Source organism: Serratia sp. CY38905 (assembly GCF_052168875.1).
In the GTDB taxonomy this organism is placed as follows: domain Bacteria; phylum Pseudomonadota; class Gammaproteobacteria; order Enterobacterales; family Enterobacteriaceae; genus Serratia; species Serratia sarumanii.
Window position 1 is genome coordinate 13,651 of record NZ_JBJNLV010000023.1, and the last position, 12,250, is coordinate 25,900.

16 protein-coding genes are annotated in these 12,250 nt (G+C 56.7%); 10 read left to right on the top strand and 6 right to left on the bottom strand.

What is annotated here, in order from left to right; all coding sequences use genetic code 11:
- Window positions 1-2: 2 nt before the first annotated feature.
- The 5 genes from ACJ8MK_RS24815 to ACJ8MK_RS24835 all read left to right on the top strand — a co-directional run bounded on the left by ACJ8MK_RS24815 (window position 3) and on the right by ACJ8MK_RS24835 (window position 2,658).
- A complete protein-coding gene (locus ACJ8MK_RS24815) occupies window positions 3-992 on the top strand; it encodes a DNA-directed RNA polymerase subunit alpha (protein WP_002919219.1) in 990 nt (329 codons plus the stop codon).
- Window positions 993-1,032: 40 nt separating this feature from the next.
- Window positions 1,033-1,422, top strand: coding sequence for a 50S ribosomal protein L17 (gene rplQ / locus ACJ8MK_RS24820; protein ID WP_004929726.1), 390 nt, complete (start codon window positions 1,033-1,035; stop codon window positions 1,420-1,422).
- 148 nt (window positions 1,423-1,570) lie between these two features.
- On the top strand, window positions 1,571-1,945 hold the full coding sequence (locus tag ACJ8MK_RS24825) for a DUF1992 domain-containing protein (protein WP_103830371.1): 375 nt from the start codon (window positions 1,571-1,573) through the stop codon (window positions 1,943-1,945).
- Window positions 1,945-2,376 (top strand): Zn(2+)-responsive transcriptional regulator, encoded by a 432-nt coding sequence (gene zntR / locus ACJ8MK_RS24830; RefSeq protein ID WP_442518110.1) that lies wholly within the window; start codon window positions 1,945-1,947, stop codon window positions 2,374-2,376. Before ACJ8MK_RS24825 ends, zntR begins: the two co-directional genes overlap by 1 nt.
- Window positions 2,377-2,451: 75 nt before the next feature.
- Window positions 2,452-2,658 (top strand): alternative ribosome-rescue factor A, encoded by a 207-nt coding sequence (locus ACJ8MK_RS24835; protein WP_033639242.1) that lies wholly within the window; start codon window positions 2,452-2,454, stop codon window positions 2,656-2,658.
- Between the two features lie 57 nt (window positions 2,659-2,715).
- Here ACJ8MK_RS24835 and mscL read toward each other — a convergent pair whose 3' ends face one another.
- From mscL to def, 5 genes are all read right to left on the bottom strand, one after another.
- The gene (mscL, locus tag ACJ8MK_RS24840; RefSeq protein WP_025304493.1) at window positions 2,716-3,132 is read right to left on the bottom strand and encodes a large-conductance mechanosensitive channel protein MscL; all 417 of its coding nucleotides are present in this window, start codon (window positions 3,130-3,132) and stop codon (window positions 2,716-2,718) included.
- A gap of 137 nt (window positions 3,133-3,269) precedes the next feature.
- Window positions 3,270-4,646 carry a Trk system potassium transporter TrkA gene (trkA, locus tag ACJ8MK_RS24845; protein ID WP_033636248.1) on the bottom strand — a complete coding sequence of 459 codons (1,377 nt, stop codon included), beginning with the start codon at window positions 4,644-4,646 and terminating at the stop codon, window positions 3,270-3,272.
- 55 nt (window positions 4,647-4,701) lie between these two features.
- Window positions 4,702-5,991 (bottom strand): 16S rRNA (cytosine(967)-C(5))-methyltransferase RsmB, encoded by a 1,290-nt coding sequence (rsmB, locus tag ACJ8MK_RS24850; RefSeq protein ID WP_442518111.1) that lies wholly within the window; start codon window positions 5,989-5,991, stop codon window positions 4,702-4,704.
- Between the two features lie 72 nt (window positions 5,992-6,063).
- Window positions 6,064-7,008, bottom strand: a complete 945-nt coding sequence (gene fmt, locus ACJ8MK_RS24855; protein ID WP_442518112.1) for a methionyl-tRNA formyltransferase — start codon at window positions 7,006-7,008, stop codon at window positions 6,064-6,066.
- A 17-nt stretch (window positions 7,009-7,025) separates the two neighbouring features.
- Window positions 7,026-7,535, bottom strand: coding sequence for a peptide deformylase (def, locus tag ACJ8MK_RS24860; RefSeq protein ID WP_033636244.1), 510 nt, complete (start codon window positions 7,533-7,535; stop codon window positions 7,026-7,028).
- 133 nt (window positions 7,536-7,668) lie between these two features.
- Here def and dprA point away from each other — a divergent pair, with 133 nt between their 5' ends.
- Genes dprA through aroE form a run of 5 tightly spaced genes read left to right on the top strand, consistent with a single transcriptional unit; the run spans window position 7,669 to window position 11,213 of the window.
- Window positions 7,669-8,790, top strand: coding sequence for a DNA-protecting protein DprA (gene dprA, locus ACJ8MK_RS24865; RefSeq protein WP_033636243.1), 1,122 nt, complete (start codon window positions 7,669-7,671; stop codon window positions 8,788-8,790).
- Window positions 8,762-9,235 (top strand): DUF494 family protein Smg, encoded by a 474-nt coding sequence (smg, locus tag ACJ8MK_RS24870; protein ID WP_033650013.1) that lies wholly within the window; start codon window positions 8,762-8,764, stop codon window positions 9,233-9,235. Before dprA ends, smg begins: the two co-directional genes overlap by 29 nt.
- Before the next feature lie 25 nt (window positions 9,236-9,260).
- Window positions 9,261-9,806, top strand: a complete 546-nt coding sequence (locus ACJ8MK_RS24875; protein WP_004929705.1) for a DNA topoisomerase family protein — start codon at window positions 9,261-9,263, stop codon at window positions 9,804-9,806.
- Between the two features lie 7 nt (window positions 9,807-9,813).
- Complete coding sequence (gene tsaC / locus ACJ8MK_RS24880; protein ID WP_442518113.1) at window positions 9,814-10,383, top strand: L-threonylcarbamoyladenylate synthase type 1 TsaC; 570 nt, start codon at window positions 9,814-9,816, stop codon at window positions 10,381-10,383.
- 11 nt (window positions 10,384-10,394) lie between these two features.
- Window positions 10,395-11,213, top strand: a complete 819-nt coding sequence (gene aroE, locus ACJ8MK_RS24885) for a shikimate dehydrogenase (protein WP_442518114.1) — start codon at window positions 10,395-10,397, stop codon at window positions 11,211-11,213.
- A 38-nt stretch (window positions 11,214-11,251) separates the two neighbouring features.
- Here aroE and ACJ8MK_RS24890 read toward each other — a convergent pair whose 3' ends face one another.
- Complete coding sequence (locus ACJ8MK_RS24890) at window positions 11,252-11,794, bottom strand: gamma carbonic anhydrase family protein (RefSeq protein ID WP_004929699.1); 543 nt, start codon at window positions 11,792-11,794, stop codon at window positions 11,252-11,254.
- Window positions 11,795-12,250: the final 456 nt, after the last annotated feature.

Below are 12,250 nucleotides of genomic sequence, written 5' to 3' on the forward strand. Positions count from 1 at the left end.
CAATGCAGGGTTCTGTGACAGAGTTTCTAAAACCGCGCCTGGTAGATATCGAGCAAGTCAGTTCGACGCACGCCAAGGTGACCCTTGAGCCTTTAGAGCGTGGCTTTGGCCATACTCTTGGCAACGCACTGCGCCGTATTCTGCTTTCATCTATGCCGGGTTGCGCGGTGACCGAGGTTGAGATTGATGGTGTACTGCATGAGTACAGCACCAAAGAAGGCGTACAGGAAGATATCCTGGAGATCCTGCTCAACCTGAAAGGGCTGGCGGTGAGAGTTCAAGGCAAAGACGAAGTTATTCTTACCCTGAATAAATCTGGCATTGGCCCTGTGACCGCTGCCGACATCACCCATGATGGTGATGTCGAAATCGTCAAGCCTCAGCACGTGATCTGCCACCTGACTGATGAGAACGCGGCTATCAGCATGCGTATCAAAGTTCAGCGCGGTCGCGGTTATGTGCCGGCTTCTGCCCGAATTCATTCGGAAGAAGATGAGCGCCCAATCGGTCGTCTGTTGGTTGACGCCTGCTACAGCCCTGTAGAGCGTATCGCCTACAATGTTGAAGCTGCGCGTGTAGAACAGCGTACTGACTTGGATAAGCTGGTCATCGAGATGGAGACCAATGGCACGATCGATCCTGAAGAGGCGATCCGCCGTGCGGCCACCATTCTGGCTGAACAACTTGAAGCTTTCGTTGACCTGCGTGATGTACGTCAGCCGGAAGTTAAAGAAGAGAAACCGGAATTCGATCCGATCTTGCTGCGCCCTGTTGACGATCTGGAATTGACTGTCCGCTCTGCTAACTGCCTCAAGGCAGAAGCTATCCACTACATCGGTGATCTGGTACAGCGTACCGAGGTTGAGTTGCTGAAAACGCCAAACCTGGGTAAAAAATCTCTTACCGAGATTAAAGACGTGCTGGCCTCACGTGGTCTGTCTCTGGGCATGCGCCTGGAAAACTGGCCGCCGGCAAGCATTGCTGACGAGTAACCGGATCACAGGTTAAGGTTTTACTGAGAAGGATAAGGTCATGCGCCATCGTAAGAGTGGTCGTCAACTGAACCGTAACAGCAGCCATCGCCAGGCTATGTTCCGTAACATGGCCGGCTCTTTGGTTCGTCATGAGATCATCAAGACGACCCTGCCAAAAGCAAAAGAGCTGCGTCGCGTTGTTGAGCCGCTGATTACTCTTGCCAAGACCGACAGCGTAGCTAATCGTCGTCTGGCATTCGCCCGTACTCGTGATAACGAGATCGTGGCAAAACTGTTTAACGAGCTGGGCCCGCGTTTCGCGAGCCGTGCCGGTGGTTACACTCGCATTCTGAAGTGTGGCTTCCGCGCAGGCGACAACGCGCCGATGGCATACATCGAGCTGGTTGATCGTGCTGAGTCTCAAGCAGAAGTAGCAACTGCAGAGTAATCTGTAGACGCGTAAAAAAACCGGGCTTGCCCGGTTTTTTTACGTCCAAACCCAGCCAAATGTGCGTAATTCCCCCGCTGCGCTTAAGATCCCCGCCCCTATCCGCTATGCTAAGGCTTAATCATTAGGCTAACCGAGGCTGTCTTTCATGGGGCTGCTCGATCAATGGGCGGAACGCCATATCCTTGATGCCCAGGATAAAGGCGAGTTTGACAATCTGCCCGGCCAGGGTCAACCGTTGGCGCTGGAAGATGACAGCGCGGTGCCGGCTGAACTGCGCGCCGGTTACCGTTTGCTGAAAAATGCCGGTTACCTGCCGCCGGCGCTGGAAGATCGCAAAGAGGCGTTGACCGTTGCTCGTTTGCTGCAAGGGATTAACAGTGAGCATCCGGACTATGTCGAACTCAGCAAACGCATGGCGCTGCTGGAGCATCGGTTGCGTCAGGCTGGGATGAGTACGGATTTCTTGCATAGTGAATATCAGCGTGCATTGGACGGCAAATTCACCCGGGAGGAGAAGTAATGTTCAGGATAGGTCAGTTGGCCAAGCTTGCCGAAGTGACGCCGGATACCGTGCGTTACTATGAAAAGCAGGGCATGATGGATCACAATGTCCGCACCGAAGGCGGTTATCGGCTCTACACCGAGCAGGATCTGCAGCGGCTGCGCTTCATTCGCTATGCCAAGCAGCTGGGATTTACTCTGGAAACGATCGCCGAGCTGCTGTCGATCCGCGTCGATCCTGAGCATCATACCTGCCAGGAGTCGAAGTCGATCGTCGATGCGCGCCTGAGCGAAGTGGAAAGCAAGTTGGCGGAGTTGACTCGCATGCGCGAATCGCTGAAGCGGCTGAGTGATGCCTGCTGCGGTACTGCCCATACCAGCAATTATTGTTCTATTCTGGAAGCCTTGGAACAGGGCGCCAGCGACGAAAAAGGCAAAAAAGGTTGCTGACGGCACTTTAATTTTTATACCGCCGGCAGTATTATCGCCCCGTTTTATCACCACACCTTTTACAGGAGCATTATCATGACGAAATATCGTCACACTAAAGGTCAGATTCAAGATAACGCCATTGAGGCGCTGCTGCATGATCCGCTATTCCGTCAACGAGTGGAAAAGAATGTGAAAGGCAAAGGCAGCTATCGGCGTAAAGAAAAACACAACAAAGGCGGTAACTGGGAGGCCAGTGGTAAACTATCAAGCGATAATTTACCACTGGCCTTCTGGTTTTAAGGCATTAAAAAGCCACCTTCGTCAGGTGGCTTTTTATTGGCATAACCAAACGCTGTTTTACAGTTTTGGCTGCTGTTGCTGGCTCAGCAGGTCACGGATTTCCGTCAGCAGTTTCTCTTCTGCGGTAGGTGCTGGCGGCGCTGCCGGCGCTTCTTCCTGCTTGCGGCGCATTTTGTTCATCAATTTAATTGCCAGGAAGATGGCGAAGGCGACAATCACGAAGTCGAATACGGTTTGAATGAATGAACCGTAGTTCATTACCACCGCCGGTACGGCGCCCTGAGCTTCACGTAATACCAGATGGAATTGTTTAAAGTCGACGCCGCCGATCAGTAACCCCAGTGGTGGCATGATGATATCGGCCACGAAGGACGAAACAATCTTGCCGAATGCGGCACCGATAATCACACCGACGGCCAGATCGACCACGTTGCCACGCATGGCAAATTCGCGAAACTCTTTCAACATACTCATAGAACGCACCCCTTGCAGAATTAATAACTCAAGTTTAACAAAGCAATTTCCCTTTGCCACAAAAGGAGAGAAGTTTTATCTCCTCCCAAGGCAGAGAACAACTACGCGATTATAGACCACCGCCTAATAAATTCGTTCTACAAGAAGAACGGGCTCGGTTGGAACAAGCGTTCAACGTCCGGCACGAATTTCTTGTCGGTAATAAACATGATGACGTGATCGCCCTGTTCGATTTTGCTGTTGCCGTTGGCGATGATCACGTCGTCGCCACGTACGATCGCGCCGATGGTGGTACCCGGTGGCAGCTTGATGTCTTCGACGATGCGGCCGACCACTTTGGACGTGCTTTCATCGCCGTGGGCAATCGCTTCGATCGCTTCCGCCACGCCGCGGCGCAGCGACGAGACGCTGACGATATCCGCTTTGCGCACGTGCCCCAACAGGGCGGAGATGGTCGCCTGCTGCGGCGAAATGGCGATATCGATCACGCTGCCCTGCACCAGATCGACATAGGCGCGGCGCTGGATCAAGACCATCACCTTCTTGGCGCCCATGCGCTTGGCCAGCATGGCGGACATGATGTTGGCCTCATCGTCGTTGGTGATGGCGATGAAGACATCCACCTGTTCGACGTGCTCTTCGGCCAGCAGCTCCTGGTCGGAGGCATCGCCGTAGAACACGATGGTATCGTGCAGCTGCTCGGCCAGTTCGGCGGCGCGTTGCTGGTTCCGCTCGATCAGTTTGACGTTGTAGTCTTTTTCCAGCTTGGCGGCCAGGCCGGCGCCGACGTTGCCGCCGCCGACGATCATGATGCGCTTATAGGGTTTTTCCAGCCGCTGCAGTTCGCTCATCACCGCGCGGATGTGCTGTGATGCGGCGACGAAGAAGACTTCATCACCGGCTTCGATAATGGTCGAGCCTTGCGGACGTATTGGTCTGTCCTGGCGGAAAATAGCGGCGACGCGGGTGTCGATATGCGGCATGTGTTCGCGCATCGAAGAGAGCGCATTGCCGACCAGCGGGCCGCCGTAATAGGCTTTAACCGCAGCGATGCTGACCTTGCCTTCGGCGAAGTTGACCACCTGCAGCGCGCCCGGGTATTCAATCAGCTTGTAGATATAGTCGATGACCAGCTGCTCCGGTGAAATCAGATGGTCGATCGGCACCGCTTCCGGCAGGAACAGTTTCTCCGACTCGCGGATATATTCCGGCGCGCGGATACGGGCGATGCGGTTGGGGGTATTGAACAGAGAATAGGCGATCTGGCAGGCAACCATGTTGGTTTCGTCGGAGTTGGTGACGGCGACCAGCATGTCAGCGTCTTCCGCGCCGGCTTCGCGCAGCACCCGAGGGTGAGAGCCGTGTCCCTGAACCACCCGCAGATCGAATTTATCCTGCAGCTGACGCAGCCGGCCGGAATCGGTATCGACGACGGTGATATCGTTGTTTTCACCCACCAGGTTTTCCGCCAGCGTCCCGCCAACCTGACCGGCACCAAGAATAATTATTTTCATCGTGTTCTCTGCTTCACACTGAAAGACTTAGGGCGCGCACGCACGCCCCGAAGCATTACATTTTAATCAGCTTAGCGTAAAAGAAGCCATCGCCGTCCTCGGGATGCGGGATATTCTGCCGCCCCGGCCGCTGCGCATCGCCGGTTTCAACCAGCTTGGCATCGGCGTGGCGCTGCAAGAACGCGGCGATCTGGCTGCTGTTTTCATCTGGCAGGATAGAGCAGGTAGCGTAAACCATCACGCCGCCCGATTTCAGATGGGGCCAGACGGCTTCCAGGATGTCGGCCTGCAGCGCGGCGAGTTCGGCGATGTCGCGATCGCGGCGCAGCCATTTGATGTCGGGGTGACGGCGGATCACGCCGGTGGCGGAACAAGGCGCGTCCAGCAGGATCCGGTCGAACAGCTTGTCACCGCACCATTGCTGCGGGGTGCGGCCATCGCCCAGCTTAACCTCTGCGTGCAAACGCAGGCGCTGCAGGTTTTCCTTCACCCGTGCCAGGCGCTGTTCGTCGATATCGATCGCCATGACGTGCGCTTTCGGCGCCGCTTCCAGAATATGCGTGGTTTTGCCGCCAGGCGCGGCGCACAAATCGAGGATCTGTTCACCGTCTTGCGGATCCAATAGATCGACACAGCCCTGGGCTGAGGCATCTTGCACGGTGACCCAGCCGTCGGCGAACCCAGGCAGATCGGTCACGGCGCAAGGCGCCAGCAAACGCACCGCGTCGGCATAGTCTGAATGAGGCTCCGCGGCGATGCCTGCGTCGGTCAACAACTGCAGATAAGCTTCGCGGGTGTGATGCAGGCGGTTGACGCGCAGCCACATTGGTGGCTTCTGGTTATTGGCGTCGACGATCTGTTCCCAGTTGGCGGGATAGGCTTGTTGAATGCGTTTCAGCAACCAGCTCGGGTGCAGATAGCGGCTGTCATTGTTGGCGGCGCGCTGCAGCAGCTCTTCCTGCTGGCGCTGGAATTGCCGCAAGACGCCGTTAATCAGGCCTTTCAACTGTGGGCGTTTCAGCGCCACCGCGCCTTCCACGGTTTCGGCCAATACGGCGTGCGGCGGGATACGGGTATACAGCAGCTGATACAGGCCGACCATCAGCAGATAGTGCAGCGTACGCTGTTTGCCGGTCAGCGGCTTGGCCATCAATTGTTGAATGCACCATTCGAGCTGCGGCAGCACGCGCAACGTGCCGAAGCACAGTTCCTGCAGCAACCCGCGGTCCTTATCGCTGATGGCGGTTTGGAGTGTTGGCAGGACAGTGCTGAGCGACTGCCCTTGATCCAGCACCTGGCCGATGGCTTTGGCAGCGATGCTGCGGAGATTGTAATTATTTTTCATAGGCTGAAGCTGATAACGATCGGCATTAAGAAAATAACGGCCCGGCGATGAACGGCCGGGCAGTGGGGTGACTTACAGCCGGTTACCCGGGGTAAACCATTCACGGCGTGAATTTAACAGGTCCTGCGCCGACATTGGTTTCTTGCCGGCGGGCTGCAGTTGGATCAGATTGAGGATGCCGTCGGCGGTCGCCACCTGAATGCCGTGCTTGTCGGCATGGACAACGGTGCCCGGCTCCGCATTGGCGCTTTGCGCCAGTACGCTGGCTTGCCAGACTTTCACCGGTTGCTCGTCGATGGTGAAGTAGCTGATCGGCCAAGGGTTGAAGGCGCGGATGCAGCGCTCCAGTTGTTCGGCGGACAGCGTCCAGTCCAGGCGAGCTTCTTCTTTGCTCAGTTTCTCGGCGTAGGTCACCAGCGCTTCGTCCTGCACTTCGCGGGTGGCGCTGCCGTCGGCCATTTGGCGCAGCGTCGTCAGCATGCCCTGCGGGCCGAGCTGCGCCAGCTTGTCGTAGAGACTGGCGCTGGTATCGCTGTTCTCAATCGGGCAGGCAATCTTGTGCATCATGTCGCCGGTATCGAGACCGACGTCCATCTGCATGATGGTCACGCCGGTTTCGCTGTCGCCGGCCCAGAGCGAGCGCTGGATCGGCGCCGCACCGCGCCAGCGAGGCAGCAGTGAGCCATGTACGTTGATGCAACCGAGACGCGGCATATCCAGCACCGCCTGCGGCAGGATCAGCCCGTAGGCAACCACCACCATCACGTCGGCGTTAAGATCGGCCACCAGGCGCTGGTTCTCTTCGGGGCGCAGCGATTTGGGCTGAAATACCGGCAGTTGGTGTTGCTCAGCCAGCACTTTTACCGGGCTTGGCGTCAGCTTGTTGCCGCGGCCTGCCGGGCGGTCGGGCTGGGTAAAAACGCCGACAATCTGGTGCTCAGATGACAACAGCGCGTCAAGATGACGCGCTGCGAAGTCTGGTGTTCCGGCGAAAATAATCCGTAAAGAGTCAGACACGTTGATTTCCTGATCGGTTAGGCGCGGGCTTGAAGCTTGGCCATTTTTTCCAGTTTCTGACGAATGCGCTGACGCTTGAGCGGCGACAGGTAATCGACGAACAGTTTACCCATCAGGTGATCCATCTCGTGCTGGATGCAGATCGCCAGCAGATCGTCTGCTTCCAGTTCGAAAGGTTTGCCTTCGCGATCCAGCGCGCGGATCTTCACCTGCGCGGCACGTGGTACCAACGCACGCTGCTCGGGAATGGAAAGACAGCCTTCCTCGATGCCGGTTTCGCCGCTCTTTTCCAGCAGCTCCGGGTTGATCAGCACCAGGCGCTGATCGCGATTCTCGGAGACGTCGATCACGATAATGCGCTGATGGATATCCACCTGAGTCGCAGCCAGGCCAATGCCTTCCTCTGCGTACATGGTTTCAAACATATCATCCACGATGCGCTGGATATCTGCATTGACTTCTTTTACCGGCGCTGCGATTTTGCGCAGACGCTCGTCTGGGAAATGTAATACCTGCAAGACTGACATATATCTTTAGATCTGTATCCGAGTAATGAACGAGGTTTAACCTCTATTCTAGACATTTCCCGGCCTGATTGACAGCATTGCGCACCAATTGCTCAGATTGGTAATACCACCGTTTTTGCTGAGGGAACAGACGATGCGGCCGGAAGAGATCGCTTTACGGATGCGAGGGGTAACGGGGCTGCAGACCGTCGTGGCCAGCCGGATCGTGCGGCAGCTATCGCAAATGGGGCGCGAGCCTCGCAGCGCGTTGCGTGAACTGGGGTTGAACGAGCGGCAGCGGGCGCAGTTCAACCAAGCGGATCCCGCTTATCTGGCGGCCAGCCTGCGTTGGCTGGAACTGCCGGCGCACCGTATGCTGAACTATGGGGCGGCCGGCTATCCGGAACGCCTGGCCCAGATCGACGATGCGCCGCTGTTTTTGCTGATCGAGGGCGATCCTCAAGCGTTGCTGCGTCCGCAGCTCGCCATGGTTGGCAGCCGGCAGTTCAGCCACTACGGCGAGCGTTGGGCCAATCATTTCGCCGCGGAATTGGCGCGTTGCGGTTTCACCATCACCAGCGGTTTGGCGATCGGCATCGACGGCATTTGCCATCGCGCAGCGCTGGCGGCCGGCGGTTGCACGGTAGCGGTATTGGGCAGCGGGTTGGCTAATGTTTATCCACGCCGGCACCGCAGGCTCGCGGAGCAGATTGTCGAGCAGGGCGGCGCGGTGATTTCGGATCATTTGGTCACCGATTTGCCTCTTGCCGACCATTTTCCGCGCCGCAACCGCATTATCAGCGGGCTGAGCCAGGGCGTTCTGGTCATAGAAGCCTCGTTGCGCAGCGGTACCCTGGTGACGGCCCGCTATGCGCTGGAGCAGGGGCGTGAGGTATTCGCCTTGCCGGGGCCGTTAGGGAACCCGATGAGCGAAGGCACGCACTGGCTAATTCAGCAGGGCGCGCATCTGGTTACCGGGCCGAAAGATATCGCAGAATTGCTGGGAAGCGGCCTTCAATGGCTGCCACTGAACGAAAATACAACTATTTGTGCGTCGCAGGCTGAAGTTGAATTGCCATTTGCCGATGTGTTGGCTAACGTAGGAGATGAGGTGACACCTGTTGACGTCGTCGCTGAACGTGCCGGCCAACCTGTGCCAGTGGTGGTAATCAAGTTACTCGAACTGGAGTTAGCAGGGTGGATCGCAGCTGTACCCGGCGGCTATGTCCGAATAAGGAGGGCAAGCCATGTTCGACGTACTCATGTACTTGTTTGAAACTTATATCCACAATGAACCAGAGATGCGCGTCGATCAGGATCAACTGACCGATGATCTCGCCCAGGCGGGGTTTCATCGGGATGATATCTACAACGCGTTGAATTGGCTTGAGAAGCTGGCTGACCTGCAAGAAGGTCAAAATGCGCCTTACTTTATGGATGCCGATCCGCTGGCAATGCGGATCTACACCGAAGAGGAAAGCGCGCGTTTGGACGCCGGCTGCCGTGGTTTTCTCCTGTTCCTGGAACAGATTCAGGTATTGAACCTCGAAACCCGTGAAATGGTTATCGACCGTGTTATGGCTTTGGATAATGCGGAATTCGATCTCGAAGATCTGAAATGGGTCGTGTTGATGGTGCTGTTTAATATTCCCGGATATGAAAGCGCCTATCAGCAAATGGAAGAACTGTTGTTTGAAGTGAACGAAGGTTATCTGCATTGAGCCGATAACGCGCATAGAAGACGTTATGACAAAAAACGCGATTTTTGCCGCCAGGCAAAATGAACCCTGTCCGGAATGCGGGGCCGAGCTGGTGATCCGTAGCGGTCGCCACGGCCCCTTCCTCGGCTGTTCCCAGTACCCTGAATGCCAATATATTCGGCCGCTGAAAGCGCAGGCCGACGGGCATGTCGTCAAGGTGCTGGATGGGCAGCAGTGCCCGAAGTGTCAGGCGACGTTGGTGCTGCGCCAGGGGCGCTATGGCATGTTTATCGGTTGCAGCGATTATCCGCAGTGCGATCACACTGAAGTGATCGATAAGCCTGATGAAACCGCCATTACCTGTCCGCAGTGCGGTCAGGGCAAGCTGTTGCAGCGTAAATCGCGCTACGGCAAGGTTTTTCATTCCTGCGATCGTTATCCGGAATGCCAATTCGCCCTCAATGTTAAACCCGTCGCCGGTGAATGCGCCTATTGCCATTACCCGCTGCTGATGGAAAAACGTACGGCAAAAGGCCCCGTCCTGTGCTGTGCCAGCAAGCTGTGCGGAAAACCCGTGGCGACTACAGAATAATCACATCATGAACTCAGAATTAAGCCCGAACCTTTTATCTATCATCGATGCTTTGCATCAACAGCAGGTGATTGCCTATCCCACCGAAGCGGTATTCGGCCTGGGGTGCGATCCCGACAGCGAACAGGCGGTCAATGCTTTGCTGGCATTGAAACAGCGGCCGTGGGAAAAGGGGCTGATTCTGATCGCCGCCGACTATACGCAGCTTAAGCCCTATATCGACGACAGCGCGCTCAGCGAACAGCAGCGCGTGACGATGTTCGCCAGCTGGCCTGGGCCGGTAACCTGGGTGTTGCCTGCCCGGCTGGAGACGCCGCGCTTGTTGACCGGGCGTTTCAGCTCGCTGGCGGTGCGCGTTAGCGATCACCCGTTGGTGCAGCAACTGTGCCGGCAGTACGGCAAGCCACTGGTATCGACCAGTGCCAATCTCAGTGGGCAGGAGCCGTGCCGCAGTGCGGATGAAGTCGCGCGGCAATTCGGCGAGGCTTTCCCGGTATTGGCCGGCAAGGTCGGCGGCCGTCTTAACCCTTCCGAAATCAGAGATGCTCTGACCGGCGAACAGATCCGTCAGGGCTAGAGGTAATGGGCATGGAGAAGTTTGCGGTATTTGGCAACCCTATTGGTCACAGCAAGTCGCCGCGAATTCATGCGCTGTTCGCTGCCCAGACTGGCATTGAGCATCCTTATGGAGCGGTGTTGGCGCCGTTGGACGGTTTTGAAACCAGCCTGCAGGCGTTTATCCACGCCGGAGGGCTGGGGGCGAACGTCACGGTGCCTTTCAAAGAGCGCGCTTATGAGGCCGCTTCCGAGCTGAGCGAGCGCGCAGCGATGGCCGGCGCGGTCAATACCCTGAAGGTATTGGCGAATGGCGGTCTGCTGGGGGACAACACCGACGGCATCGGTTTGCTGACCGATCTGCAGCGTCAGCAATTGATTCGGCCGCAGGATCGCATCTTGCTGGTGGGGGCCGGCGGCGCGGCGCGCGGCGTGATCCTGCCGCTGCTGTCTTTCGGCTGCCGGCTCACGATCACCAACCGCACCTTCAGCCGCGCCGAGGAGTTGGCCGACGCTTTCCGGCATCTGGGAGAGATCTCGGCGGCGCCGATGGATCAACTGAATCAGCAAGCGTTCGATCTGGTGATCAACGCGACGGCGTCCGGCATCAGCGGGGAGATCCCGGCGTTGCCCGCAGGTGTGGTGAACGCGCAAACCCGTTGCTATGACATGTTCTATCAGCAGGGCGTCACACCGTTCCTGGCCTGGGCGCAGCAGCAAGGGGCAACGGAATATGCCGATGGGCTGGGCATGCTGGTGGGGCAGGCGGCGCATGCTTTCCTGCTTTGGCACGGAGTGATGCCAGAGATCGAGCCGGTATTGCGCCAGCTGCGCAGCGAACTGGCGGCATAATTCCCACCCCGTTCTCTATATAGGGAACGGGGTGGCCGTCAGATGTCTTCCGACAGATATTCATCTTTCCAACGCACATAGTTGTTAGAAGAATAAAGCAATCCTTCCAACTCGGCGGCGGTCAACGGCCGAACCTGGCGTGCCGGGCTCCCCATATAGAGATAGCCGCTGGCCAGCCGTTTGCCCGGCGCCACCAAACTGCCGGCGCCAATCATTACGTCGTCTTCTACTACTACACCGTCCAACAGGATCGATCCCATACCGACCAGCACCCGGTTGCCGATGGCGCAGCCGTGCAGCATCGCTTTATGGCCCACGGTCACGTCTTCCCCAATCAGCAGGGGATAACCGTCGGGGTTGTGTTCGGAACGGTGAGTCACATGCAGTACGCTGCCGTCCTGAATATTGCTGCGCGCGCCGATCTTTACCGCATTGACGTCACCGCGGATAGCGACCAGCGGCCAGATACTGACGTCATCCGCCAGATCGACATCGCCGATCACGACGCTGGAAGGATCGATCAAGACGCGCTGACCGAGTTTAGGGGTGTATTGAAGATAAGAACGTACTGCATCGGACATAGTGCTGCCTCACGTCGGGATCATATTTACCGGCAATACTAGACCCTGGCGATGGAATTACAACCAACGGCAGCGCCGGATCCTGCTGAAAATGGCCCTGATCGCACAAGATCCACACGGAAGGGCTGAAAAGTGTGCAAACAGAAAGAAAAGATCAAAAAAGGGGTTGTGCAAAAAACTCGGATCCCTATAATGCGCCTCCATCGACACGGCGCAAGTGATTCACTTCACACAGCGGCCGGGAAGAAAGAGAAAAAATCCTGAAAATTAGGGTTGACTCTGAAAGAGGAAAGCGTAATATACGCCACCTCGAGTTAGCAAGCGAAAGCGCCTAACTCACTGCTCTTTAACAATTTATCAGACAATCTGTGTGGGCACTCCACAAGACGATATCCAGCATCTTCGGATGCAAAAAAATATCAAGTCTTGAAGAGTGACTAACTGAAGTAAAATTCA